Source organism: Parachlamydia acanthamoebae (assembly GCF_000875975.1).
GTDB lineage: Bacteria > Chlamydiota > Chlamydiia > Chlamydiales > Parachlamydiaceae > Parachlamydia > Parachlamydia acanthamoebae.
On sequence record NZ_BAWW01000003.1, the window covers coordinates 164,049 to 190,159 of the forward strand.

Annotated in this window: 23 protein-coding genes and 3 pseudogenes; 11 read left to right on the top strand and 15 right to left on the bottom strand. The window is 38.0% G+C overall.

Features of this window, described 5'->3' with window-relative positions; genetic code table 11:
• The first annotated feature begins 116 nt into the window (after positions 1–116).
• Entirely contained in the window at positions 117–1,850 is a 1,734-nt protein-coding gene (locus AOM43_RS01885) for a hypothetical protein (protein WP_059358801.1), read from the top strand.
• Positions 1,851–1,877: 27 nt separating this feature from the next.
• A complete protein-coding gene (locus AOM43_RS01890; protein ID WP_059358803.1) occupies positions 1,878–2,837 on the top strand; it encodes a hypothetical protein in 960 nt (319 codons plus the stop codon).
• 29 nt (positions 2,838–2,866) lie between these two features.
• Here AOM43_RS01890 and AOM43_RS01895 read toward each other — a convergent pair whose 3' ends face one another.
• From AOM43_RS01895 to AOM43_RS01930, 8 genes are all read right to left on the bottom strand, one after another.
• Positions 2,867–3,847 (bottom strand): hypothetical protein, encoded by a 981-nt coding sequence (locus tag AOM43_RS01895; protein WP_039376408.1) that lies wholly within the window; start codon positions 3,845–3,847, stop codon positions 2,867–2,869.
• A 129-nt stretch (positions 3,848–3,976) separates the two neighbouring features.
• Positions 3,977–4,789 (bottom strand): tetratricopeptide repeat protein, encoded by an 813-nt coding sequence (locus AOM43_RS01900; protein ID WP_039376407.1) that lies wholly within the window; start codon positions 4,787–4,789, stop codon positions 3,977–3,979.
• A 3-nt stretch (positions 4,790–4,792) separates the two neighbouring features.
• Positions 4,793–6,511 (bottom strand): BatD family protein, encoded by a 1,719-nt coding sequence (locus AOM43_RS01905; RefSeq protein WP_059358806.1) that lies wholly within the window; start codon positions 6,509–6,511, stop codon positions 4,793–4,795.
• Complete coding sequence (locus AOM43_RS01910; RefSeq protein ID WP_059358808.1) at positions 6,505–8,232, bottom strand: hypothetical protein; 1,728 nt, start codon at positions 8,230–8,232, stop codon at positions 6,505–6,507. Before AOM43_RS01910 ends, AOM43_RS01905 begins: the two co-directional genes overlap by 7 nt.
• Positions 8,229–9,374, bottom strand: a complete 1,146-nt coding sequence (locus AOM43_RS01915) for a VWA domain-containing protein (protein ID WP_226987361.1) — start codon at positions 9,372–9,374, stop codon at positions 8,229–8,231. The genes AOM43_RS01910 and AOM43_RS01915 overlap by 4 nt, the downstream gene beginning before the upstream one ends.
• Positions 9,320–10,441 carry a vWA domain-containing protein gene (locus tag AOM43_RS01920; protein WP_006342596.1) on the bottom strand — a complete coding sequence of 374 codons (1,122 nt, stop codon included), beginning with the start codon at positions 10,439–10,441 and terminating at the stop codon, positions 9,320–9,322. The genes AOM43_RS01915 and AOM43_RS01920 overlap by 55 nt, the downstream gene beginning before the upstream one ends.
• Positions 10,442–10,444: 3 nt before the next feature.
• Entirely contained in the window at positions 10,445–11,290 is an 846-nt protein-coding gene (locus AOM43_RS01925) for a P-type ATPase actuator domain-containing protein (RefSeq protein ID WP_006342595.1), read from the bottom strand.
• Positions 11,287–12,141, bottom strand: coding sequence for a ParB/RepB/Spo0J family partition protein (locus AOM43_RS01930; RefSeq protein WP_006342594.1), 855 nt, complete (start codon positions 12,139–12,141; stop codon positions 11,287–11,289). Before AOM43_RS01930 ends, AOM43_RS01925 begins: the two co-directional genes overlap by 4 nt.
• A gap of 171 nt (positions 12,142–12,312) precedes the next feature.
• Here AOM43_RS01930 and AOM43_RS01935 point away from each other — a divergent pair, with 171 nt between their 5' ends.
• Together AOM43_RS01935 and AOM43_RS01940 are read left to right on the top strand one after the other, a co-directional pair.
• The gene (locus AOM43_RS01935; RefSeq protein WP_059358810.1) at positions 12,313–13,074 is read left to right on the top strand and encodes a hypothetical protein; all 762 of its coding nucleotides are present in this window, start codon (positions 12,313–12,315) and stop codon (positions 13,072–13,074) included.
• A gap of 373 nt (positions 13,075–13,447) precedes the next feature.
• A complete protein-coding gene (locus AOM43_RS01940) occupies positions 13,448–13,636 on the top strand; it encodes a hypothetical protein (protein WP_013924578.1) in 189 nt (62 codons plus the stop codon).
• A 75-nt stretch (positions 13,637–13,711) separates the two neighbouring features.
• Here AOM43_RS01940 and AOM43_RS01945 read toward each other — a convergent pair whose 3' ends face one another.
• On the bottom strand, positions 13,712–15,199 hold the full coding sequence (locus AOM43_RS01945; RefSeq protein WP_041534460.1) for a leucine-rich repeat domain-containing protein: 1,488 nt from the start codon (positions 15,197–15,199) through the stop codon (positions 13,712–13,714).
• Positions 15,200–15,471: 272 nt separating this feature from the next.
• Positions 15,472–15,576, bottom strand: a pseudogene (locus AOM43_RS13615) (IS5/IS1182 family transposase); the annotation flags it as partial.
• A gap of 22 nt (positions 15,577–15,598) precedes the next feature.
• Here AOM43_RS13615 and AOM43_RS13235 point away from each other — a divergent pair.
• Together AOM43_RS13235 and AOM43_RS13620 are read left to right on the top strand one after the other, a co-directional pair.
• A pseudogene (locus tag AOM43_RS13235) lies at positions 15,599–15,700 on the top strand (IS982-like element ISPasp3 family transposase); the annotation flags it as partial.
• 122 nt (positions 15,701–15,822) lie between these two features.
• Positions 15,823–16,047 (top strand): annotated as a pseudogene (locus tag AOM43_RS13620) (IS982-like element ISPasp3 family transposase); the annotation flags it as partial.
• 110 nt (positions 16,048–16,157) lie between these two features.
• Here AOM43_RS13620 and AOM43_RS01955 read toward each other — a convergent pair.
• On the bottom strand, positions 16,158–16,397 hold the full coding sequence (locus AOM43_RS01955) for a hypothetical protein (protein WP_059358814.1): 240 nt from the start codon (positions 16,395–16,397) through the stop codon (positions 16,158–16,160).
• Between the two features lie 335 nt (positions 16,398–16,732).
• Positions 16,733–16,915 (bottom strand): hypothetical protein, encoded by a 183-nt coding sequence (locus tag AOM43_RS01960; RefSeq protein ID WP_013924574.1) that lies wholly within the window; start codon positions 16,913–16,915, stop codon positions 16,733–16,735.
• Between the two features lie 748 nt (positions 16,916–17,663).
• Here AOM43_RS01960 and AOM43_RS01970 point away from each other — a divergent pair.
• Positions 17,664–18,455 (top strand): hypothetical protein, encoded by a 792-nt coding sequence (locus tag AOM43_RS01970; protein WP_059358816.1) that lies wholly within the window; start codon positions 17,664–17,666, stop codon positions 18,453–18,455.
• A 143-nt stretch (positions 18,456–18,598) separates the two neighbouring features.
• Here the strand turns inward: AOM43_RS01970 and AOM43_RS01975 are convergent, their stop codons facing one another.
• Positions 18,599–19,390: a hypothetical protein gene (locus tag AOM43_RS01975; RefSeq protein WP_039376404.1), complete on the bottom strand. Its 792-nt coding sequence runs from the start codon at positions 19,388–19,390 to the stop codon at positions 18,599–18,601.
• Between the two features lie 417 nt (positions 19,391–19,807).
• On the opposite strand from AOM43_RS01975, the gene AOM43_RS01980 reads away from it, so the two are divergent.
• From AOM43_RS01980 to AOM43_RS01990, 3 genes are all read left to right on the top strand, one after another.
• Positions 19,808–20,587, top strand: a complete 780-nt coding sequence (locus AOM43_RS01980; protein WP_039376402.1) for a hypothetical protein — start codon at positions 19,808–19,810, stop codon at positions 20,585–20,587.
• Positions 20,588–20,749: 162 nt separating this feature from the next.
• Positions 20,750–21,526, top strand: coding sequence for a hypothetical protein (locus AOM43_RS01985; protein ID WP_006342266.1), 777 nt, complete (start codon positions 20,750–20,752; stop codon positions 21,524–21,526).
• A gap of 150 nt (positions 21,527–21,676) precedes the next feature.
• Positions 21,677–22,423 (top strand): hypothetical protein, encoded by a 747-nt coding sequence (locus tag AOM43_RS01990; protein WP_059358818.1) that lies wholly within the window; start codon positions 21,677–21,679, stop codon positions 22,421–22,423.
• Between the two features lie 42 nt (positions 22,424–22,465).
• On the opposite strand, the gene AOM43_RS01995 is transcribed toward AOM43_RS01990, so the two are convergent.
• Both AOM43_RS01995 and ychF read right to left on the bottom strand, forming a co-directional pair.
• A complete protein-coding gene (locus AOM43_RS01995; protein ID WP_039376400.1) occupies positions 22,466–23,617 on the bottom strand; it encodes a THUMP domain-containing class I SAM-dependent RNA methyltransferase in 1,152 nt (383 codons plus the stop codon).
• Positions 23,618–23,635: 18 nt separating this feature from the next.
• Positions 23,636–24,730: a redox-regulated ATPase YchF gene (ychF, locus tag AOM43_RS02000; protein ID WP_006342269.1), complete on the bottom strand. Its 1,095-nt coding sequence runs from the start codon at positions 24,728–24,730 to the stop codon at positions 23,636–23,638.
• A 298-nt stretch (positions 24,731–25,028) separates the two neighbouring features.
• Between ychF and sctU the strand changes: the two genes are divergently transcribed.
• The gene (gene sctU, locus AOM43_RS02005; RefSeq protein ID WP_006342270.1) at positions 25,029–26,099 is read left to right on the top strand and encodes a type III secretion system export apparatus subunit SctU; all 1,071 of its coding nucleotides are present in this window, start codon (positions 25,029–25,031) and stop codon (positions 26,097–26,099) included.
• The last annotated feature ends 12 nt before the right edge of the window (positions 26,100–26,111 follow it).

Sequence of the window (26,111 nt, forward strand, 5' to 3'; positions counted from 1 at the left end):
TAAATCTCAACACAAATAAACACCATTAATTCACATCATAGTTTGACAAAAACAAAATAGACATAAAATATTAATCAAAGCACAAAACAAATAACTTTTATCAAAGGTGAAATATTATGCAAATAACAGGAACAAATCCATTAAATCAAGACGAGTGGCTATGCACCTCTCCTGAAATAGGCCTTGGACCAAATGGCTGCACAACTCGCCATAATCATTGTCATATAAGCTTACTTTTCGATGCTGCCCAGCGCCCCCTTGTTAGTGAAAATCATCTTTTTCAAGAGCTAGAAAAAATACAAAAATGTTTAGAATTTTTTAGCTCTCAAATTCGATCTGATTTAATCATTTTCCCCCCTCAAATTAAAAAAAAAATGCTCTTATCTTTTATAAGCGACATCAAACTCTTTGAAACCACTTTTAATTGCGTTTCACTCCAAAAAAATGATGCTGATCTAATGAGTGACTATATCACTAGACTCTTTACTGAAACACTCTCAGGATACTCAGAAAGTTCTCACGCTTCTCCCATAAGCTCAACTGAATCCTCGCCAACTCCCAGATTGGCTGTCCAGCATAGGTTCGGCCCTAAAAACAAACAGCCCTCCTTCAATAATGAATCTAAAACATGCGAACATACTCATGGGCTTTATCTAAAAAGCACATACCTTTCTAAGCGAACTATTTCTCAGTTAAAAGATCTCATGGAAAAAATCTCTCACTGTTGTGATTTTCATTTCAAAGCTCTAGCAGAGTATCCAGAAGAGCAAGAAAAATTATTAGAAAAAGAAAATAGCCTCATTAAGCACATAAGAATGCAACTTGAAGCAAAGGAAAAAGCTTTAATGCAAAGCTCCGCAGTAGAAAAAGAATCGGATTCTACGGAGTCTGACTCTTTTAGCTGTGATTTAAATGACACTTCAGAAAAACCTCAATCAGAGTTCACCACTTATTCAAGAAAAAGACATTCTCCCGAAGAATCTGAAGACTCATCCACCTTTCCCCAATCACCACTACCAAGAAATAAAAGGATAAGACCTACCGAATTTCACAATCAGCTTCAGCAACGCCTATCCGTAGCAGCAAGAGCTGGGGAACCCCATAGTCAATCCAAGACCCCCTCACACTCCTCTCCTCTGTTTAGTATGCATTTCGAATCACCGTCAGCAAGAAGTTCTTCTACCATTGGATCTCCCCTCCCTTCAAAAAACTCACCTCATCCCATATTTCCATCAACAACGCCCCTTAAATTTCCTCTGTTTTCCCCTCAATCATATCTTTCTGAAGCTGCAAGACGAGCGACAGAAATTCCAAGTAAAAAAGCGACATCATCGCGCTATTCATTGTTTAGAGTACCTTCTAGCCCTAGTCATTCACCATTATCCACTCATAGGAAAATCTCACCCCACCCCATATCTCCATCAACAGATCGCTTTGGTTCGCCCCTTAGCGCTCCGAGTCCTCGTTTTTCCTTTCCACCACTTTCTTCCTCAGCTGCAGGAGGAATCACACTCCTGCCCTTGTTTAGAGAGCGTGCTGAATCGCCTTTACCAAGAGACATGGGAGATTCTGCTTTTGAAGCTCATAATCAGGAAAGCTCACCTTACCCAACCTTCATACCTGAAGACCATTTTGATTCTCCATTTATCCCTCATCCATCCCCAATATCAAGAAGAAGGAACGTCTCTGCCGATGATCGGCGATCTGAGCCACCAAGAACAACTTCAACAAAAACTAAAATTCGTTTTACCCACATCCGAAAAGAACAACTCGAATCCGAGAAAGCCGAACGATCAGAAAAAGAAACTTCTGAAAAATTAGGCATTAACTTTGTTTTAAATCATCAATAAAAAATTCGATTATTTTTACAGGAAAAAATGTTACCAAACGAAAGTCACAACCATACATTTTCTGAACAGTGGGGACAAAAGTCCCCCATTTTCACAAGAGAGTTAGATCAAGCCCTTGTCTATTCTCATTGCCATGACTTAGAAAGCAGGAGACTAGATGTCATTTCTGGAGCTGCTTTATATCAGCTTCAGAATTGTATTTATAAACTCTCAGATCTCATTAAAATGCCCCATATTTCTTTGAATCATAGAAGAAAAATGGTCCATTTACTTGAAGAAGACATTTATCATTTAAAATATATATTGCATGCGATACGCATCGATGCAATCGCTCACCATGCGTGGACAAGAATAATAGATGAGCTATACAAATCCACTCTGGAACAATTTGCTAAAGAAGCACCCATGGAGCTATCTAAAGAGCCTCCACAATTCACTTATAAGTACCCCTTTCCCGAGAGCAGTTTTTTAATGCTAGAATACCAGAGCCGCATTGAAAGCTATCGACCGGAGGAGCCCCGAACACAACAACCACCTATCGAAAATAAGCAGCAGGCCTCCATTGAAAAAATGGCGGGGAAATGCACGCATATTTATCATCGCTACACAACAATCCCCTCCCAAACGAAAGACGGGCCAGATACTATCCATCATTATCATGGACGTTACGAAGAAAGTATTCCATGGAAGATCGATCACCTACAAAAACTGAATATCGCAGTGCAAAAATGCATAGAATCTCATCACAATAATTTGACCATTTCCGAATTTGCAAAAAGAGAGGCTCTGCTCGTAGATAAACGATTGCAGAAAAGAATTACGGATGAATTAAATTTACAAAATATTAAAGCAAATGCAACTGCATGCAAAAGAAAAGCTGTAGAGTTAGAAGAGGATGCTAAAGGCTCTAAAAATGATGTAAACCAAAAGAAAGTGGCTCGGGAGAAAGAGCAAGAGGTCTCACAAAACCACAATCCGAGAGTTTAAAAAAGGACAACGCCCCATTACGTGGGGCGTTATTCTAATATTTTAACGAATTGCTGAACGTCTGAATCTTGCGCCTTAACGTGTTCTGCAATAGATTTGCGATGACGCGCTTGTAAGATTTTTTTAATTGCATCTTCCTGCTTTTCTAGATCCAGGTGATGGAAAAAATCCGAGCTGATTAAAAGGAGATCTCGAAAATCCTCTTCCGTTTGAAGCAATGAAACACCTTTTTTGGCTAGCTTAACAAAAGCTTCTTTTTCTCCATCTTGCACCAAAAATGTCAAAATTTCGAAGATAAATTCCAAATCAGGTTTTGCCATGATTTTTTTGGTCAGTTGACGCACCTGCTGGTTGGCACCATGACTATCTGTGACAGCTAAAATGCGAGTGGTTAAGAACTCAAACCATTTCTCATCTTTGATATATTTTTGAAAGCCTTCAATGAGCTCTGAGGCATAGGAATAGTTGTGGTGATCAATTTGTTCTGCAATAAAGTCGTATAAAAAGCTTTCGATGTCATTCGCACAAGTATTTGTGACCAATTCAAAAACTTCTAAAGGTTTCCCTCCTCCATCTACATTTTCATCCAAGATAACTTGGAGATTCGCTAAGACGTCTTGGATTCCTTCTTCCTGATCAAGATTACCCTGGTCATACAGATAAATTTGATGATCTAATTCATCACAAAATGTAGAAAGACTAGGCTTTTCAGGAATAAGTCTACGCCATAATTCGAAAAGCAATAGATAGATTTGATCCTCATCTTCCTGAGAAATCTCCGAACCTTCGACCAGCTCATCTGTCAAATCTTCCGAATTATCACAATGCTCAGCTAAAGCTGTAAAGCTAACCTTATCCAGGTCAACATGCTTTGCCTGCAAACGATTAAAAATTTCAAAAACTGGGAGGGCTCGATAGTCCTCTACTTGCCAAGCTAAAACTTTTATACTTGGATCAAGTAACCAATTCATTCGTAACAAATTATATAAAGCTTTTCGCTCTACTTGCATCTCAACGACTCTACGTAAAAATATTCATTAATTTGCTTATAAGTATAGCTCACTCAGTGCATTTGAGCAATACCTTAAATCTCAAAGCTCCATTTTTTTGAAACATTAAAATTTATCCTATCAACCTCTCTACCTATAAGGTTCTATCAATTGAATGTCTGCGGCCTTGATATACCCAATTTCGCCTTTTGGCGTCGCAATTTTCATCCACGCTCCCTTATTCAAATCTAAAACTTCAACTTTAGATCCGGCAATCAACGGGTCTTCCCGGACTTTTGCGTACTGCGTTCCGGCATCTCGATAAAGAAAAGCGGGCTGAGTAATAATTCCATCCACAGAAGAAAAGAAGCGGGAATAAAAAACACTTCCCAATAAAATCAAAGCGATGGCAGCCAAGGTCCAAAAAACAGGTTTAATCCAAGAAAATTGATACCAAATAAAAAGAGAAATGCTGGCAATTATCAGGATCAAGCAAAAGGATAAAAGTTGTAATCTAGTGGGCAAAAGCCATTCTTGAAAAAAAACGAGATATTGAAAAACATTTGCTTTGGAGCTGTCTACAATCCCCAACTTTTGACGCGTAATTCTTAAATTTTCTTGCACTTTAGACGAATCAGAAAGTAGGTTCAAGGCTTTTTCATAATACAAAATGGCCAAGGGGTATTCTTCTAATTGAAAATAGGTATTTCCCAGGTTATAGTAAAGTTTGCCGTCTCCATAAATAGGGTGATAAGCAACTTCCATCTCCAAATATCCCTCTAATGCTTGATTAAAGGCTTTTTTTCTCTCGCTGAGAGTGGTTGCCCTTTCACCTTCTTGATAGGCTTTTTCGACCTTCTCCAATTCTTTTTGCAAAGTTTCTCGAATCAAAAAAACGAAACCCGCCATAAGCACAAGGCAGAGTAAACCTGCTATCCCGATCTTTTTGAAATTTTTTGGCATCTTTTACTCCACCTTAGAAAAGAGTTCCTTTCCTTTCGTTAAATATTCCTCGACCGAAACCTCGGGATGACCGGAAAAACGCATTTTTTCAACTTGCATCAAAAACTCACGTACTTCTCCCACAATCCCCTCTCGCGGCAAAGCACCAAAAGTGACCTCTGTCGTTGGAATTTTTTTCTTCTCAACTAAGCGTGTGAGCAAGGCTCGTGTGATTAAAGCAAAGCAGAGATCGGGCTGATGCTGGTTCTTTAAGGCTTCTTTTAAAATTTGCTCACTCTGTGGAATTGTTGAATGGCGTTGCATATCAGCAAGATGTTTTTTTAATTGAATTTGAAATAATAAGAACCCAACACCAAGTGGAATCAGAAGAAGAGACCACCAAGTTGCTAAAAATCGATTATCTAAATTTTGTCTAGTTAAGGGCTCATTGCCTTGAATTTCTATATCGTGCGGTTTCGCATTCTGGGGACTCCACGCCTCCTTCGCATTGACTTGCGTTTCTTTTTGGAGATCCGGCTGAGATTCTGTGACCGTTAGTGGAATAGGAGCTGAGCGTTTAATCACATACTTTTTGGTCTGAGGATTAAACGAAGAAAATTCAATACTCGGGATCTCATGCACCAAAATAGATAATGGACGCATCTCAGCAATAAAAGAAACGGTATCACCTTGAATTTTTCCTGAATCGTGCAAATCGCTCTGTGTGAAAAGTCCTTCAAATCCAGGTTGACAGCATAAATCTGGTAATTTAATAGTCGATAAATCACCCTTACCTGTCACTTGAATCGATAACTGAATCTTATCCCCCACCTGCACAGTGGATGGTGTTAGCATTTTTACTTGGTAAGTAAAATCACCGATGGCACCATTAAACGTTTTGGGTGTAGTTTCTTGAGGAAGTTCATTCACAATAACAGTTACAATAGGCGCTGGAGCACTTAAGAGCTGTCTTTCTGGTCCTGCATATCCTTCAATTAAAGATGGACCATAAACATACTTTCCTGGTTTAACAGCTTCAACCTCTTGCATGATTTCTCGAATACTAAAATTGCCTTCTGTATGGTCATGGATTTGTTTACTCCCCACTTTACGCATGCCCACAGCATCAAGCATAGGGACAAGCTCTTTAGTGAGATTAATATCGGTATTGAAGACATAACGATAAACAAGTTGCGTACGCTCTCCTGGAAACAAGGTCGACTTTCCCTGCACAAAAGCTTCTAATTTTAACACAGGGGTTACATTTGTATTGGTGGACGCAGTGGACTTAGGAGGGGCGGCAGAGGGGGGCTCATAAGTGGAGCTCGGTTTAGCAGGAACTGCTGTTGGTCTGGAAGCATGCGCATCATGAACTTCATAAGAGGAAAGTGCAGACTGATATTTTTTCCCTCCAACTGTGACATGAATATTAGGTAGCACATAAAGTCCCTTATCTTGCGAATCTAACGTAAAAAGATAAATAGAAATAACTAGCGGGCTGCCCTGTGCCATTCGTACATCACGCTGGAATTGGGCTTTTAAAGGCGTTTTCCCATTTAGCATAAAACTTCCAGCGTCCACAGCCTCCTGTGAATCATGCGTAATCATAATCGTCCCAGGCAAGGGTTGTCCAGCAAAGGCCTGATCACTTTCGATCTCCGCTGTCACTTTCACGTCTTCAGCACAAAAACAAAAACTATGCTCGAAAAAAAAGAAGAGAAGCATGAAACCTATTCTTACCATGGTTTGTCTCCTTGGTTGATCGAAGCTGGAGCATAGGCTTGTTTCAAAGCGCGATCACTTTTTTCCATTTCTTGAGCCATTTTAAAAACTTGGTTCATTTTCTGTTCCGCAGGTTGCGTGGAAGAGGACGTATTCTGTTTTTGCGGTTGTTGGGCTTGCTGAAGATTTTTTAACTTTTCTAAAGCAGTAAACCAATCTTCTACTGCTTGCTCTTGTAAAGAGGCCACTTTGGCAAAATTCGATTCCGGGGTTTGTAAGTTTTTTTCTGCTGCTCGTGCTTTTTCATATCCGGACCCTACAAAGGACAAGATATCTTTCCAATCCTTTTCTGAAAATTGATCATGCGTATTTTTTTGCTGCATGTTGACAACCGCTTCTAAAAATTGCGGAATTTCAGCAAAAGTTTCGGTTTGCCGATTCTGCACAATCTTTTGAACCTCCTCGATTTGCTTCGGCATTTTTTGTTGCAATTGATTGATTTTTAATGCAAAGCGCTGTTTCTCGATCGCTCTTCTCAGCAATTCTTGAGCATCTGTTTTGCCGCCTCCCTCTTGCTGATCCATCACATTTTTTAATTCCTGCTCAGCCTCTTCAAAATAAAAACGTCCTAAAACATCGTTTTTTTCTTTCATGAAGTGCACACTTTTTTCCAGATTTTGAGTGGACTTTTGCAAACCTGTCCTTATCTGATCTTTCCCCCATTCTTGCAGCTGTTTTTGCTCCTCCAATAAACCAACGAGGGCAAGTGTGGATAAAGAATCTTGTAATTCCAAATTGAGATAAGACTGATTAAGCCTTTGCAACAAAGACATAAATGGCCTTCCTTTCCATATTTTTTGCAAAAGATTTTGCAAATTCTTCTCAGCTAAATTCAAATGCTCTAAGCTTTCTTTCCATCTTCCCTGCTGCATCTTATCCAGAGCTAAATTAAAGTCATCCGAGGCATAATGAAAGGGAGATTGCGATTCTTTTTCGAAAAAAGGCTGCAAGGTTTTCCAGAGAAAGATCCAAGATTGCGCATTCGATAAAAACCATTCTTTATAAGCTTCCTCTTGGGAGGATGTAAAAGCTTGAGATTCTAAAAAATGGAGGTCTTCTATAATAGCATTTACACCTGTCAACAAGAGTGGGATTCCATTTTCTGGAGAAAACTGAGAAAGTTGTTTTTGCTGATTCACTTGTATCGCCGAAGCAAGCTGTATACGAATCTCTCTTGTGATAGCACGCAAATTTTCTGAGACCTCACAAACCTGGCTACCTTCAATGCGTTGTAACGAACACTCTGCCTTTTGTGCTTCTTCTGCATTCATCAGAGCATTTTTTAAAATATACACAACAGAGATAAAATGATCCTCTGTATCACTCTGATTTTGCGATAGCTGAATTCCTTGAAATAGACGTGTAATGGCTAAATTTTTTTTCAGAGAAATCACTAATAAGGGGAAAGAGGTTGCAGATGGAGCGATTTGCTGAAATTGCGATAAAGCTTCATTCCATTTTTTTTGTGCAAGCAAAGCTGTCCCTCTATTGTACATCACAATTTCCTTCTGCCAACGCCACATAGGGAGCTGCAAAATTTTTCCATATTCTTGTTCAGCTCGTTGATAATCTCTCGCTGTAAATTGTCGGTTGGCGATATCGGTTTTAATTTCAGACTCCGTTTCTGCCGCACATAGGGCTAGACCAAGGCATGAAATCACCCAAACCATCCACAGTTTCATTTGGGACTCCGTGTTTGATGACGCACAATAGGAAAAAGAATTTCAATTGTTAAAAAAAGAAGCGCAAAGGCTAATGGATATTGGAAATATAGGGTGTAGATTAAAGATTGAACCATATCTTCTTTTACAGAAGAAGTCTCGTTGGGCTTTGATATCCATTCCTCGAGGTTTTTCTTTTTCATTTTGCTGAGGATATCCTGAGCAATCTCAATGGAAGACTCCTGGTCTGCGATGATATACTCCCCGGAACTCTCTCCAATTTGTTTGAGCCATGTATCATCTCTTTTGGAATGAATTCTTTGCCCTTGTTCAAGAACATCAGGAATTTCCCCTCCTTCTCTAGAGCCAATTCCTATTGTATAAATGGTTAATCTATCCTTAAATTTTGTTTTCAAGTCATCTAGAAGGACTCTTAAGTTTTTGGCTTTTTCTTCGGCCGAGATATTTTCTGTGTCTTCCCCATCGCTTAATAATACAGCCACCAACTTTCGATCTTGCGGCAACTCTGAAATTTCTTTCTGGATGGCTTTTACAGCGTTAATCAGACTTGTTCCAGTGACATTCCCCTCATTTATCTGTAGATCTCGTATCATTAAACGCAAAAATAAGGCATCCATCGTTGCAGGAGAAAGTCTGGTCGCTTGCCCCGCAAATCCCCACAAAGAAGCACTTTTACCATCGAGCTGTCGAGCAAGCTCGTCCACAATTTCTTTTCCATATTCAGAACGGGTTTGGTTACGAATATCTTTCACTTGCATCGACGCAGAAGTATCCAGGATGAATTGCATCTGATGTGTAGGAATCCCTTCTTCCTGCCCAGTTGAGAGAACTCTATTTGGTGCATAATGACTATTCCCTTTTGGTTGCATAAGGGCTAATACTGCTGCTAGCCAAGTCAGACACAGAAGTGTCCCCTTTACCCAAGTACTTACAGGATCTCGAGGAAGCATGACCATTTGGACAATCTTTGAATACTGTTGCATTACACTCAAGCGGTGGCGATGTAAAAACATCCCGGCTAAAACAAACAGGAAAACTCCCGGAATTAAAAAGGCGGCGAGAGGGAAATCAAAGAAAAGATCTTTTATCATGGTGCTGTTCTCAATAAAAAAGCCTTTAGAAGAACCGAAAGCAATAGGCATCCTAATCCAATGACGATCAAATAGGGATATAAGGAAATCCTTTGATATCTCATTGGCTGATCTCGTTTACTCAAAACAGGCAATATACTTTTTTCTAGTTTATCGATATCGGCATAAATATTTTTTAATTCTTCAATATGATCGAGAAGATAAAACTTCCCGCCTGTTATTTCTGTCACTTTTTGCATAACTCTTCTCTCAGATCCAAATTCTTCCGATGCGATACGGGGTTCCACATTAATGATATACACACGTACCCCTTGCTCTTTCGCATATTTGGCAGCATCTTCCAACTCAATACTGCGATATTGATCTTCCCGATCGAGTGGGTTAGGATCTTGAAAGCCATCTGTCACGATTAACATGATCGAGTTTTTGATTGTATAAGGAGAAGCTTCTTTAAGTTCTTCTGCAAAATGTTTTGTGGAGGCAATCAAATTAGCTGTTTTAAAAATCGCATAACCAATGGATGTCCCGTCCTCGTCTTGATGCTTCACAATTGAAAATTTATTGAGTTGATCGATAATCGCTTGATGATCCAATGTCAGGGGAGATAGAACCTGTGCAGTTCTGGCAAAACCAATCAATCCAACAAGGTCGTTGTGTAGTCCCTTCAAGCCTTTGGTGGGATCGCCTTTTACAAAGTCTTTGGTTATTTCCACAATAAAATCGATTTTTGGAACAGAAATGCGTCCTTTTTCATCGGAACTGAGTGGAATTTTTTGTGCCATAGATCCTGATTGGTCCAAAACCAGATAGATGGCAATTCCCTCATGAGGAGTGTGATCTCGCGCACGCTCCCCACGATCTGGTTTTAAGAGATAAAAATGGGGATCCATCCATGCAATTGTCAAAAAGGCTAAAGATCCGATTTTTAACCAAAAAGGGACTGCAGCATACTTAGCTCTCCAACTCAAGGTCAGTGGCTTTAAATCTGTCAAATTAGAAAATAAAAAAAGGGGTTGCTGGGGAAGTTTGCCGGCTTTCCAAAGCCCTAAAAAAATCGCCCATCCCAATAGAGCAAAAAAGCTAGATAAATAGCTGATTTCAAAGGAAATACCTTCCATGACTCAGCCTCGATTGTTTTCTTGCGGCAACCAAAAATATAAAAGTAGACTGTTTGTAAAAATAGAAAAAAAACTCATCGCAATGGTAAAGGCGACCAACCAAGGATGCAAAAGCCCCATCGCAGCAAAAGGGATTCCTAAAACCGGATATAAAAATGCAAACCCCACATTCTGACGCATTTTTCTAATGGCTTCTTTTGATACGTCTTCCGCTTTTGCTATGGCCAATTCCTCTTCAAGGTTTTCCTTCAACCAAGCCACTGTTCGATTATAGATGTTTATAATGATGGGCATGGCTAATCCTAGCATGCAGGGACAGGCCATCACCCACACATCTGCACCGATTCCACAAGCACGCCAACCATTTCCTTTTATCAGCCACCATGTCAAAAAGGCAATCACGCTACTCAGCGTAATCACACCTAAAAGAACATGTGCAAGGCGATCAGCAAAAACTTTCGGGAGCAAGTCAATTTGATTTCTCTGCTTACCAACAAGTAACCATTCTCCTAGTAGCAAAACAGTGATTGTAATCGCACTCACCATAAAAAAAGATGGTAAATTTTGTTGCCATAAAACGCAGCTATATAGGTAAACAACTGTTGAAATCATCATAAGCACCGTTTTGTGGCCGACTTGTCTTTTACGTAAAGCATGGTAAGCTTGCCAATAGAATAAAAAACCACCTATTAGTTGAATGAGAGTTGCCAAAATGAACTGTATATTTTCTGAGATGAAGATTTGTCTGCCCGTTAGCATTCCCCCAATTTGCACAAAAAATGGCAAGCAGAGAAAACATGCGGCTAAGCAGAGTATCAAAAGTACTTTCTTTCCATCCCCTAATTTCATGGATCAGCCCCCTCAGATTCAAAAAAACTTAATACTCTATCTAAATCATCTAAGCTATAGTAATCAATAGTGATTCTGCCCTTTTTGCCTTTTCCTAAAATATGCACTTTTGTTCCTAACTTCCGTTGAAGCTTTTCCGATAGCTGTTCAAGGAAGAAGTCTCGATTTGCATAAACCAAAGCATTTTTTTTGGCTTTTTCTTGAATGCGCAAACTAGCTTGTTCGGCTTCTCTAACTGTTAACTCATCCCTTAAAATCAATTCATAAAGCAAATGTTGTTTTTCTAAATCTGGCTGGGAAAGAATAGCTTTTGCGTGCCCCATGGTAATGACATTCTTTGAAACATCATCCTGAATATATTTTGGTAGGGTTAATAAGCGGAGATAATTGGACACTGTCGAACGCTTCTTTCCAATTCGCCCAGCTAATTCATCTTGGCTAAACCCAAATTCCAGCATCAAGCTCTTTAAGGCCTTCGCAACTTCAATGGGATTTAAATCGACTCTTTGCACATTTTCGATCAATGCGGCTTGTGCAGATAGCTGTTCACAGCTGTTGCGCACGACCACTTTCAAGGTAGTCAATCCAGCGATTTGCGCAGCTCGGCAGCGTCTTTCCCCAGAAATGATCTCGTACTTTTTTTCATTGGCTTCATTTGTCACCAAGCGGACAAGAGGAGGATGTAAAATACCCACAGCTTTAATTGAACAAGCTAACTCATCAAGTTCCTCTTCTGAAAAATTCCGGCGTGGCTGAAAAGGATTCACTTGAATTTGAGAGAGTTGAACTTCAACCAACTCTTCCTGATAAAATGTCTCTTCGTTATTTTTTTTCTCTACAACTTGATTCATCACGACCTACAAGGTTTTTCGCTTTACAATAAAAACTATTTGTTTATGATTAATGCTTTACAGCAAGAAAATGGTAAATGATTAAAGAAAACATTCATTAAATTTCAAGCTGTTTTTATCTTTTCCGCAAAATTCTAGAACTTATTTTTGACTGAGTGTGGTTAAACTACAATGAAAAAGCAGCATAAACATCTATCGTCTCCTTTTGAAACTTCTGAAACAGCCTCTTCTTCTTCCCAATTTGATTGGGATTCTGTAATGCACTGGCTGGAAACAAATGGCAAAATCCTTCTTGGAGTCGCTGCCATTCTGTTTTTTTTATTGATTCTTTTCTTCCGCTTTATTTTCGATGACGGAAAAAATGCAGAAGCAGACTATTTTCAAGCAGCCTCCGCCTTTCATATATTTGAAACTGCACATCCTGGCACCAATCCAAAAGTTGAACTGGAAGCTTTAGATACTTTGTTAACCAAGAGACCCGAATTGCATGCCGCTTACGATGGAGTGATCGCTCAAACTCTGATTAACCGTGGTTTGATTCAGGATGCGCAACCTTTTGCTGAATCAGCTCTTTCTCGCACAAAAAAAGACGAGCTCCCTTTTTATACAATCTTTGCACAAACAACATTGGCCATCTGTGATAAAAAATATGAACAAGCTTTAAATGCTACTCAAACTCTCGCCAAACAAATGGAAGAACAAACTGACCACTTTTCTTTTGGCGAAACTTTAAACGCATTTAATCTACTACGCCTGGCCATGTTGAATCAACAATTGGGAGCCCCTCAAGAAGAGCGCAAAGTCTGGGAGTCTTGGGATTCCTTTAGAAAAAAATCTCCTGTTGTTTATGAAAAAATTGCTCGAGAGTTTGAAAGCGAAAAGATTCTTTTAACTAATTATGTCGAATCTCGTGAAAAGATTTTAAAAAAATAAGCATCATTAGCTTGCAGGTATTTTTTTTAGATGATAAATCTAGAATAAGCACTCAGTAGTTTAAATTGATAAATTATTGGGTAAATCCCTCAACATGCTTAGCAGAAGGGATTTTGTCTTTGTCCCCAAAATAGTGGAACGATGGAGCACCAGGGAGGTGACATAAGTCTTTATTCGCTCGAAGCCACAGCCTTTGGGATTTTAAAATGAAAAAGAAAATAAAGCTTGCCGTTTTAAAAATTGGAAACAGGCAAGATTAGAAACAAATCAATTGGAATACGTCAAAAATGATATGTTTTGGTTTCAAAAATAAACTAAAACAAAGATGCGTTTTCCGGAAACTCCCTAGCTTTGGGTAAGTGGAGAATAATTCGTGAGTTCAAATAGTTACTCACTGGCATTTGACGATTTGAAAAAGCAAGATTTAGAAGAAGTTGGCTTTAAGCCCACGCTGAATCTAATTGTCAATCCACAATATCAAAAAAGTTTGAATTCGGTTGAATTTGCATCTGAAAAGGAAAAAGTTGCAAAAATCGAAGGACGACTCACAGTTTCTTTCTAATAGGGAAAGAAATAACCTATGTTACCTAGATTTTAGGTAAAAGGCGGCCTACACAAGCCGCCTTTTCTCTTTAGGTTATTCAACCACCTTCAGTAAAGGCCTTAACCGGTGGATTTCCTCTGTTATCTCTGGACTTATGAAACAATGGGTCAGAATAAGTTCTCGCAAAGACTTCGCTTGACGAACCATTTCGATAACTCCTTTATCTGTGACATTCTCACAGCGAGTCAAATTTAATCTCTGTAAAAAGGTACAGCGTATTCCCATCTCGATCAAGGAAGCATCCCCGAGTGAACACCTAGCCAGACTCAAAGTCAAAATTTTAGGAATATTCATCGCAAGATTCAAAAAGCCAATGTCTGTCACTTTGTCACATTCTTCCATTCTAAATTCAGTGAGCTGCAAACAGGCTTTTAAAATTAGTTTGAGATCTTCATCTGAAATTTGATGGCAACGCGAAATATCCAAAAATTCTAATGATTGAAGTTGATAAAGTTCCGCCCATCCCGCTGCTGTGATCTGCCCATTACTACTGACATTTAAACGGATTAGATGGGGACAAATGCCAATCATTTTACGTAAATTGGCAGGCGTTAGCCAAGCACACATCGAGATATCGAGCTCTTCAATAAAAGAAGGGATATCATAAAGCCTTTCAGTAAAAATGCGTGTACGGCTGACATCTAGACCGATTAACTTTGGACATTTCTGCAGAACCTCGCTAAACGAAACATCCTCTGTTAACGATAAACTAAAAGCCAAATGTGTGATCCATTTTTGTAGCCGGTCAAACACATCCAGGGAGTGGTGATTAAATTCCAAAAATTCAAGTCCGAGCCCATTTTCTCCTGGTTCAAAAACGCGCACACTGAGTCCAAGCCCATTGATTAAATCGCAGCAGGCATGCTTTAAAAATCGCCAGCCCTGCTCATGGGTCAAAATCAAATGATCGTAAATATTGGCTCGGTTGAGATAGCGCGTAAGAACTTCCTGCGTTAATTCCGCGACAGGAGTCATTTCCCACGTTGTGGCTTGCTTAAGAACACTCCATAAAAATTTCTCCTCTCTTTTCCATAGAGAGGGAATCTCACCAAATTTCATCCACTCAGTTAGAGTTGTCAAAACGTCCCACTCCACACCACGCAGCGTGATTATCGAAGGACGCGTCTTACCTAAGCACTCCTTCAAAAAAAAGTCATGTAAAAAGTCGCTGGCTGTTCCAAATAATAAACTATTCGTTTCGAGATGGCGCTCTCCTACATGACAAGTTAGATCAAGAGGAATGCTTAATTCTAATTGTGAAAAATGCTGCCGAATTTTTTTGCCGATATTTTTTGAAATATGAAAAGGAATCCGATCTGTTGCAAACTGCTCTGTCACCCACTCTAAACCCAAGCGCAGAAATTCGTTATGCCGTAATAGCCACTCACCATCTTCAACAGAGGCATCAAAAAAAGCATTGAAAACGTAAATATTTTCTTTGACTTTATGAAAAAGGGGTTCATCCTCTTCGGAAGAAGATAAATACATCAATTCCGAAGGCAAAAAAGCGGGCATCAACATAAAAACCTACAAGCTGTATAGAACAATTAGCTTGGAGCATCCCCATTTTTTATTCAAATGAGAAATATAAATCTTTTAATTTAAAGATAATGCCTTTTATTTTTGACACTTGGGAAAGAAATAAGCTATCCATTTTTTTATTTCCGGTTGCCCGCGGCTCATGTAACGTCAGCCATGAATTAAGCCATCCCGTATGTACAAATTAGTTCTCCGAGGCTTGGCTGAGCATCGATTGCTTACCCAAAATTGCCCTTTAGAAAGTATTTAAAAATTTAAGTTATTGATTTATACCTGTTTACCATTGTTCTTGTCATACAAAGATAGATCATTGCTTCACTTGTTTCAGTCCAATACTCATAATCTTTACTCATTCGCCTGTCACCAAGGGAAATTCCTTGATATATTTTAGATACTTTTCCTGTGTCTGTTTGCAGAAACATAAGAATTCAAAACTGCAGAATTTATGAAGGTGAAAAATTCAGAGGGTATAACTTTAGTAACCCGAGTTTGGGTTTATCCTTATAGAGCTTAAATAGATAGATAGATTTTTAGTAACGAAAGACATCTGCATGATTTGAAACATTGGCTTACTAAGCAAAATAATGTTTACGCCATGCGAGGTCAAAGAAAAAATACGATTGATAGTACAACCAAAATCGAACTATCTTCATCCTATTAGTCTGCGTGATTTTGTGAATTTGAAGTATATTAGAAAATTCATTGAAGGAGCATTTGGAATAATCTCAAGGCTTTTACCTAGGAAGATTTATTTCATTAGTCCTGAAGGATTTGAAATTAAAGTCTTCGGATTTCTTATTGCAGCCACAACAAACTTCCTCGCAAATTAGTTATTTGCAACTTATATTAATTAATAATTTCTATGCTACACAGGCATTATGAATATTCTATAATGCCTTTATTAAGTTTAGTTTAGGAAATCATATTTGTCGCCCGCCTGTTATTCTTCTATAGGGCGAGGCTTTAAGCACAAAATATGCTTTATCCCTGCCGGACGTCTTTCTTCATTAGTTTCTTCTCTAGGAGCGAATTCATTTTTTTTTGTGATTTGATTTTTCATGTTTTGAAAAACATTATTGGTTTTTTCCACTTTTATATTTTTCTTTTGCAATTCATTTTTATGGCTATCTTTATTAGGATCCCATAATGGATACGGATATCTATTATCTACCAATCTCATATAAAACTCCTTTTTGTTGAATTATTTAAATAATTTCCATTCGATCGATTACATTTTAATGCATAGTCATTTTGCATTTCAAGAGAATAAGGCAAATCATCAATAGCTTTTTGGGCTGCGACGTATCTTTCTTCAGAACTGGCTTCAACTTTGGCTTTAAGATTATATGCTATAAGAATAATATATGAATCTATCTCTCTCTAATTTATCGATCCAAAAAGTTATCAGGCTGAATGTCAAAAATCCTTTCCAATAGTGCGTTCTTTTTTCCCTCCTTACTGCTAATCGTCTAAACTTTCTCTGTAACCAAGATATCGCGCGTTCAACTTTCCAGCTTATCCGCTCAAAAGGGACTCTAGTTTTTCTGCTGCCTTGCCAGGTTTTTTGCGCCTGCAAATCCATGTGGAAATTTTGCGTCTTAAGAGCTTGTCTCTAAGTGCTTCTGCATCATATCCTTTGTCTACTTCAAAAATAGGGATAATCTCTTTTGCTAACACGCTGCTAATATGCTTTTCCACACGGTCCAGTAATGGCTCAACTTCTTTTGCTGCTGTACTTGTAAAAGCTATGGGAGATTTCCATCTATCAACAAATGTTTAGTTGTATATAGAATATGTGGCATAGGCCAAAATAAATCCTGTGATTTTTAATTCAAAACCAGCTGAAGTCACCGCATGAATTTTCCTCGGCAGAAATCTTGAAATTACTCCAAAGGTGGTTCAATAGTTCTTCGAATGTATTTCAAGTTTACGAATTCTTCCAAATCGATCAATCGGGTTGAATTTGTTTTACGATCTGCTAGTCTGATTCCCTGCTTTCTAAATCTCGCCGATCTCCATATTTTATGAACACGCTTATTCAAGCAACTAAGCATAATATATTTACGAATATATTCATGCTCATATAAGAAGCGACGAGCCAGAGAGCCAGATCCAAATTTCCATAAAAGAATCTCATTGCCACAACAAAACTCATCATCACTTCTGAGGTGCCGATCTTAACATTATGCCAATCAAAAAAATTCTGATTCTGAATAAAGTCGTCACAAAGGCAATAAATTGCTATAATTCGTTCTTTCATGGCCTCGGCTCTCTGGTTTGTTTGTAGAAAAACAATTTTGAGAGCTTGAGGCCTTTTTTGTTTAGAAGAAAGTTTATTTAAACAGTTACTTTCCACTTAGGTTAAGAATTCAATTTCTTTCAATCGAATTTCAAAGAATTTATTTTTTGTTATACTGATATTAAAAGAACTTAATAAGGATTTTTTATGAAAAGACTCATCATGTTTTTTATATTTGCGGTTTTTAACTTTTTCGCTATTTTTTCTCAGGAACTTCCTTGGAGTGAAGATTATCAAATGCATCTCACAGGAAGAACAGCGTCGTTGATGCCCCAACTTACGACTTATCCTTCTTTAGAATCCCCTATCAACGACTTAGAAGTAATTCTCAAAAAATTCCCCGACGAAAAAATTCTTTTATTCGATTATGGAGATCTGATGAATATCGAAATTGCGTCTTCTTCTCTCAGTGAAGAAACTATTCAATCGATGAAACCCGCCATTGCATTTGGTTTTAAACGCCTCTTTAACTACAAATCCAAAGACCCTTCGGTATGGGGAAAAGGAGTTCAGGACAATGAAAAGGCCTTATTAAATTTGGAACCGATGACAACATATAAATCGATCGTGAACGGAGTTGTCCTCGAAATCGGAGAGGAAGATCTCTCACAACTCGTGACAGAAAAAGCAGGCTACGATCTCGTTCCTCTTCTTATAGCGGATTGGAATGAAGCGCTATCTCAAAATCCAGAAGTGAAAATCCAAATTGCTTATACGTTTATTGCTCCTAGCGAGCTACGCGACAATATTGCCTATACCCAGACGCATTATTATCCTATACGCGGAAATTTATTCGCTGTTCAACAAGGCGCTGTTATTTATGGGGAGAGATTTTTAGATTTCTTAAATGCCACGACTTATATGGCAAATGGAACAACTCTGACCAAAGACTGGGATCAGCGAACATTTTCTAAAATTCTGGATTCTAAAGAGCCCTAGTTTTAAGCCACTACCCTCTATCATAAATTGAAATTCAAATACAGGGCGGTCCTAAACATGTAATGCTGAACTTAAATTTTATTGACTTTTCAGTCGGGATAAACAAATATTTTATTTGTGATTACAATCAACATCAAGCATTACTATTTACAACTAGCTATAACTGCAAGCGCATTTTCATATTGTTTATCAATTTCTTGTTGATTAGATTTGGCTGTCCAAGTGTCTATAGTTTCAATGTGTACGGCGGTATCTTTTTTAAGGTTAATATAATATACTTCATTTTCAAGATAAAGATCTGCTACAAAACAATAAGCATTTGTTAACTCTTCTCTATTTGTTACACAAGCTTTTTGACCAAAATTGCTCATTACTACCCCTCCATTAGGCTTAAGATAAAAATTGACACGAATGACATCCCCCTCTTTAATTTTAATACGAAAATTTATTATAAATTTCAGATTAGTATTTAAAATAGGATGTTTTTTGCAAAGAGCAATAATTGATTTTTTAGATTCCAATTCTTTTAATTTATTGATTTGTTCTGCTTGAGATTGAGCTGCAATCTTGCATTTCTCTACCACCATTTCAAGAGTTCTTACCGTAGCCTCAGGGAAAAATCTCTTAAAGGCGGCCATTTTTGTGCGGGCATTAATCTTGCTTAACTCTTGTCCCTCAGTAAGTTGTAATGCTTTGCCCAGGCTACGCATGTTAAGAATATACTCATTTCCATTATCATCCTTGAACCTTTCAGCCTGACTAATTAATACCTTAAATTTACCCCACCAGCTATCCTTAGAGTATGCTTGTACACTAACAACTTTTGGAAATTTGCCAATTGGCGTTTCCGATGTTGATTGATATTTATTGACTGCATCTGGAACTTGTATGTTAACTCTTCCTCCAATTAATGTCGGATAAAAAGAAAAACTCATATTTACTCCAATATATTTTATTAAAATAAATACGTTATTTAAGATTCTACTTTTTTATTTGTCAACAACAAACTAACAGGTAGTCCTAAATATGTAGTGCTCGATGTTGATTGTAATCACAAATAAAATATTTGATCATCCAGACTGAAAAGTCAATAAAATTTAAGTTCAGAGTTACATGTTTAGGACCACCAAATACAGTATCTTTATTGCCTTTCAAAAGATATTTCAAAAAACAACTGGCACATAGATTTTTATTATCCCATTCGCGTCTATCAATATCTTTAATGTAATTCATGACAAAACAAACCAGCTTTTAATTAATTAAATTAATAAATACAAATTAAGCTAAACAAAAATCGCGTAAGTATATATAATTAATACACTTAAATAAACAAATAAAATTACGAGGTTTTTGTGAATCCTTTACAGTCTTCCAGAGAAACTTGGAATAACGATTCTTTTGCTTTCAATGGAATAACTCTCCAACACACTCATCAAGAAAAAAACATTCCAGCAGATACCAATGAAGCTATAGGACATTTGTATAGCATTTATGAATGCGTAGATAAAATTTTTGCTTTAATTAAAGCGGAAAGTCATTCAGAAAAAGACCTGAAAGACTACTTAGTTAAAGATTTAAAACACATGGAATTCTTAATTGAAATAATTAAGAAAACGTATACAGATGGAGAAATGCAGTCATGGGAAGAATTCGTCTCTAAAAATCTTAAAGCTTACGAAGCTTCACCAGAGTCTCCTTCCATTTCTTCTCGCCCTCCTAGCTCTCAGCAAGATATTGCGAGTGAACCAATAAAAGAGAGGGTTATGCATGTATCAGGAGCCACTAACCGTAAACCCGTTTACGCATTTTTCCATGAAGCTCAAGGCAATCCAGTAGTCCAATACAAACATTCCCATGGATTGAATCCTTACACGGTTTGCAAAAACTTTGACAAAGTTTTAGAGGCTGTACGTAAGTGCTCTGAAGTAGGCGAAGAAACTAGAGAGAGGTTTCCCTCCGCTGCCGAAAATAATCTTAAACTTCATAATGAATTTATACAAATAGTCGAAAGCAAGAAGAGAAAATACTTGGAAAGAGAGAGTAATAAAGCGGGAAAACCAAAAATAGAAGAACGTTCTTTCAAAGTAAAAAAACAAAGAGTTGAACCAGAAAAGATACAGCCTACACAATAAAAAAACAAACTAAACCTCTGACTTTTAGTCAGAGGTTTTCTATCTCCACCAACTTCTCTTTTAGTTTACCGAAGCAACTCCGAAAAGAAATAAAAAAAATTAACAGTATAACTTGCATTTATTTAAATTAAAGACACTAATTAAATATTTTATAAGGTTTATATGAATTCTCTTCAATCTTCCAGAGAAACTTGGAATAACGATTCTTTTGCTTTCAATGGAACAACTCTTCAACACATACATCAAGAAAACAGTCATGTTCAATTGGACACCAATGAGGCTATAGGACATTTGTATAGTGTGTATGAATGTGTGAATCATATTTTTGATTTAATTCATTCAAAAAATCATTCGGAAAAAGAACTCGGTGCTCATGTCGTTAAAGATTTAAAATACATGGAATTCTTAATTGGAATAATTAAGAAAACCTATACAAATAAGGAAATGAAATTATGGGAAGACTTCGTTTCTCAAAAGCTCAAAGTTTATGAAGCACCCCCGTTATCTCCTTTAATGCCTCCACAATCTCCCTCTATTTCTCCTCCTAGCCCTGAACAAGTTGCGAGTCTAGAAGTTGAAAAAATAATCACCCATATTCCTGGAGCCACTAATCGTGATCCTTTTTACAGAATATACAATGGTTCAGTCCAATACTTTCATTCTCATTCGTTAAAGCCCCAAGCTGTTAGAGATACCAACACATTTTTAAAAGCTGTATGGGCGTGCTCTGCGGTAGGCGAAGAAACAAGAGAGAGATTTCCTGAAGCTGCGGAGGACAATCTTAAACTCCATAATGAATTGATAGAAGCAATCGAAAATAGAATAAAAAGACAACTGGAAAGAGAAAATAAAAAAGCGGGGAAACCAAAAATACGGGAACTTTCTAGCAAAACAAAAAGACAAAAACTTGAAACTGAAAATCCTCAGCCCCCAAACTAAACTTTATGGCATCGGTCAAAGATTTTCTTATTTATTGGATTTCTCATTTAAATTCAATCAACTTAAAACACTTATTTTCAATAAAATTAACATAAAATCACATTACTTAAATTAAAAACAGTACAATTATAAATGTATTATGAGGTTTATATGACTCCTTTACAATCCAGAGAAACTTGGAATAATGATTCTTTTGCTTTCGATGGAATAACTCTCCAACATATTCACCAAGAAAAAAATGTTCCATCAAATACGAATGAAGCAATAGGTCATTTATACAGTGTTTACGAGTGTGTAAACAAAATTTTCGACTTAATTCAATCGAAATCAAACCCACAAAAAGAGCTTAAAGACTACTTATTTCAAGATTTAAAGCACATGGAATTTTTAATTGGGATCATTAAGAAAACCTATACAGTTGAGGAAATGAAAGAATGGGATGACTTTGTTTCTCAAAAACTTAAACATTATGAAGCTTATGGACAAGTTCCTGAAACTACTTATGAGCAAGCTGTCCCTCTACCTCTCTCCATTTCTCCGCCTAGCCCACAACAAGTGACGACTCAGCAACCTAAAGTTATCCATATAACAGGAGCGGTGAATAGAGACACGTATTACAAAATTATACATAACGATCAAGGAATCTTTATTAACTATTTTCATTGCCACGGCCAAGTTAAATCTGCAAAAAGCGACAAGAAAAGTCTCGGTGTGTATATAGCGGCTTTGCAAAAATGCTCTAATAAAGCAGAAGAACTTGAGGCACGATATCCTGATGCTGCAGAAAAGCTGCGTCTGTTTCACGCCCCTCTACGACAGCAAGCATTAAAAAGACTGGAAAATGTAAAAGACATTGAAAGAAAGGCTGCAATAGAGAGATCTCAACCAAGAGCTTAAGTGGCAAAACCTCTGGCTGTTAAAGCCAGAGGTTTTTTAATTCTAATAAACATCAAATTCTAGCAGGCGTGATTCGACTCCCCCGCTATGGAGAACATGGCGCCGTTTTGCGGCAAGGCCCACTTCTTTAGTCAAATCTAAGTTTCCGGTGAAGACAAATCCTCTTGCAGGTTTCGCCATCTTTTGTTTCATAAAATCCCCAATCGAGCGATACAGAGGACGCAAATCTTCCGCAAAATCCAATCGTTTCCCGTGTGGTGGATTAGTCACTAGCAATGTCGGTAAAACAGAAGGTGTCCACTCTCTAAAATCGCCCTGCACAACCTCAATTTCGCTCAAAAATCCTGCAGCTCGAATATTCGTTTTGCTCACGCGCACTGCATTTTTGTTGATTTCAACTCCAAATAAATGACCTTTGGGTATGGGCTGACGCTTTTGGTCGGCCTCCATTTTGACTTTAAGCCAGTCGGAAGCCGAGAACTCAGGAAACCGCATAAATCCCCAATCTTTGCGTAAAAAACCAGGAGGTGTTTGAGAAGCCATCAAAGCAGCTTCAATCAACAAAGTCCCTGATCCACAACAAGGATCACACATGATCTCTTCTTTTTTGTAATTCGCTAATCGAAGAATAGCTGCGGCCAGATTTTCTTGCATGGGGGCTTCTACACTGTCTAATCGATAACCTCTTTTATGAAGGGGCGCACCTGAAGTATCCAAACTAAGTATGGCCGTGTTTCCTTGGATAAAAAGGTTCAATTGGATATCAGGATTTTTGACATCGATATTGGGCCTTTCACCAAACTTTTCTCTCAATTGATCGCAAATTGCATCTTTAACAACTTGCGCTGCAAATAAACTATTCCTAATCAATCGATGATTGACGTTGGAATCAATCGCAAATGTCATCCCTTTTCTAAAGAAGGGGATCCAATCGAATTGAGAAGCTCCTCGATAAAGAGCTTTTTGATCGTAACAATTAAAGGTCGTGAGTGGAAATAACACACGGCTTGCAATCCGTGAATTATAATTGATCCGATAAATGTCACTGAGGTCCTTGATTTTAACAAAAACTCCTCGAAAACCAGGATGGGCGTTTTCAAAGCTAAGCTCTTGTAACTCTTCAATTAAAAGGGGTTCAAGGCCTTGTGAACATGTCACAAACAATTCTGTTGAGGCGAGGTTTTGATAACCCATCACTGATTATTCTCCTAATTAATTATGCATAAAGATGATAACATCACCGTCTGCCACCGTATAATCTTTTCCTTCTGCACGCACTTTGCCGGCTTCGCGAGCGCCTGCTCGACCTTTGTAATTCACCATATCGTCGTATGCGACAACTTCTGCTCGAATAAACCCTTTCTGCAGATCGGAATGAATTTTACCCGCGGCTTCTGGAGCCATAGTTCCTTTGACAATCGGCCATGCACGCGTTTCAATATCTCCGGTTGTCAAGAATGTAATCAATCCTAACATACTAAAAGACTCTTTTATAAGGCGCTGTAAACCTGATTGCTTTAACCCTAAACTTTCCAAAAATTCAGCTTGTTCTGAAGCGGGTAATTGGGCAATTTCCTCTTCTAAATTCGCGCAAATTGTGATCACGCGATTCCCTTCTGCTTCCGCATACTTTTTCACGCGCTCCACAAATTCATTCGTCATGGTATCTAAATCTGATTCGGCAATATTTGCTGCATACAGAACTTTTTTTGCCGTTAAAAAAGGATAGGGTTTTAGTAATTCTACTTCTTCAGAGTTCAATTCCAAGGTTCGGATCGGTTTTCCCTGGTCCAAATGCTCTTTCGCACGATTTAAACAAGCTAAAACAGGAACATAATCTTTATTGCTTTTGGCTTGCTTTTCAACTTTCCCCAACACATTTTCGACCATTTGAAGATCGGCCAAACTAAGCTCAAGGTTAATTACTTCGATATCGCGAATCGGATCGACACTGCCCGAAACGTGCACAATATCGCTCGATTCAAAGCAGCGCACCACATGCACGATCGCATCAGTTTCGCGAATATTTGCCAAAAATTTGTTTCCGAGACCTTCACCTTTGGAAGCTCCTGCAACTAAACCTGCAATATCGACAAATTGCATGCTTGCTGGAATAATTTTTTTGCTATGAGATAGTCCTGACAGGACGTTTAAGCGTGGATCCTGAACTTCCACGATTCCAATATTAGGATCGATTGTACAAAACGGATAATTGGAAGCTGCTGCCTTATTTGCAGTTAACGCATTAAAAAGAGTGGATTTCCCAACGTTAGGTAATCCGACGATTCCACATGAAAGATTTGCCATAAGTTACTCAGGTTAAGTAGTTCTATCTAACAGATAGCTGGGTTCATGAGGAGTTGTAAGGATTATTCCTTTTTATTTCCTCTGTTGTTAATAGTTTGCCAATAATAATCAAAGGATTATAATAATTCAATCTAATAGTAAATTTTATAATTTTTTCTTGACGCCTCTCTTAAATGTGAATTATACTAGAATTAGGAAGATAAAGAGAGTTTAGTGCTGCTCATAAATGAGTAGTTTTGTATACATTTGAAGATACCGTAACTTGATTTATTGAGCTTGTGAGACTTGGAGTCACATTATGGGCGAAAAAACCGAAAAGGCGACCCCGAAAAAGTTACGCGATGCACGCAATAAAGGACAGGTTGCAAAGTCGCAAGATTTGCCCTCTGCTTTTACATTTATTGTGTCCATTTGGGTAACCTTGGCCGCCAGTAAATTTCTTTTTGATCATTTAGGCAGCTTTACGGTGATGACTTTTCATCAAATCGCTAAGGGCAGCCTAGACACGGCTATTCCTGATCTTTATATTCAAGGCTTAACAGAGATTTTTATCACGTCTATTCCCATTCTTGGAATGGTAAGTGTGATTGGGGTTTTGATCAACTTTCTCGTAGTTGGCCCGATGTTTGCATTGGAAGTATTTAAGTTCGACATCAAAAAATTTGACCCTATTTCAAACTTAAAGTCTAAATTCAAGCTGAAAACACTCGTCGAACTGCTTAAATCGGTCCTTAAAATCTCGATTGCGTGCTACATCGTCTACGATGTGATGTGGAAAAGTTTGCCGGTTTTAATTAGAGCCGTCTCATTACCTATCGACGCTTCACTCATGGTGTTTTATGCGTTTTTGATGGAAGTTGTGATTAAAGTTGGATTATTCTTCATTATCATTGCAGTGGCAGACTTCATCTACCAAAAGAAAACCTTTGCTAGTGAAATGAAAATGGAAAAATTTGAGGTTAAACAAGAGTACAAAAACTCTGAGGGTGATCCTCAAATTAAAAGTAAACGAAAACAAATTGCGCAAGAAATCGCTTATCAAGAAGGACCTCGTGGGGGGGTAAAACGTGCTCAGGCAGTTGTCACGAATCCGACGCACTTAGCCATCGCGATTGGATATAAAAAAGACTACGATGCAGCTCCTTTTGTGCTAGCAAAAGGCGAAGACGCCCTAGCTGAGCGAATTATTAAATATGCGGAAGAATTTAATGTTCCTGTTGTGCGTAATATTAAGCTAGCACACAAATTGTGGGAAGAGGCCGATGTTTACGAATTTGTCCCTGAAGATACTTATGAATTGATAGCCGAAATTTTACGCTGGATTTCTTCTCTTAACACAGATACTCAACACGAATACACAGAAAGGTAGCCATACTGGAGA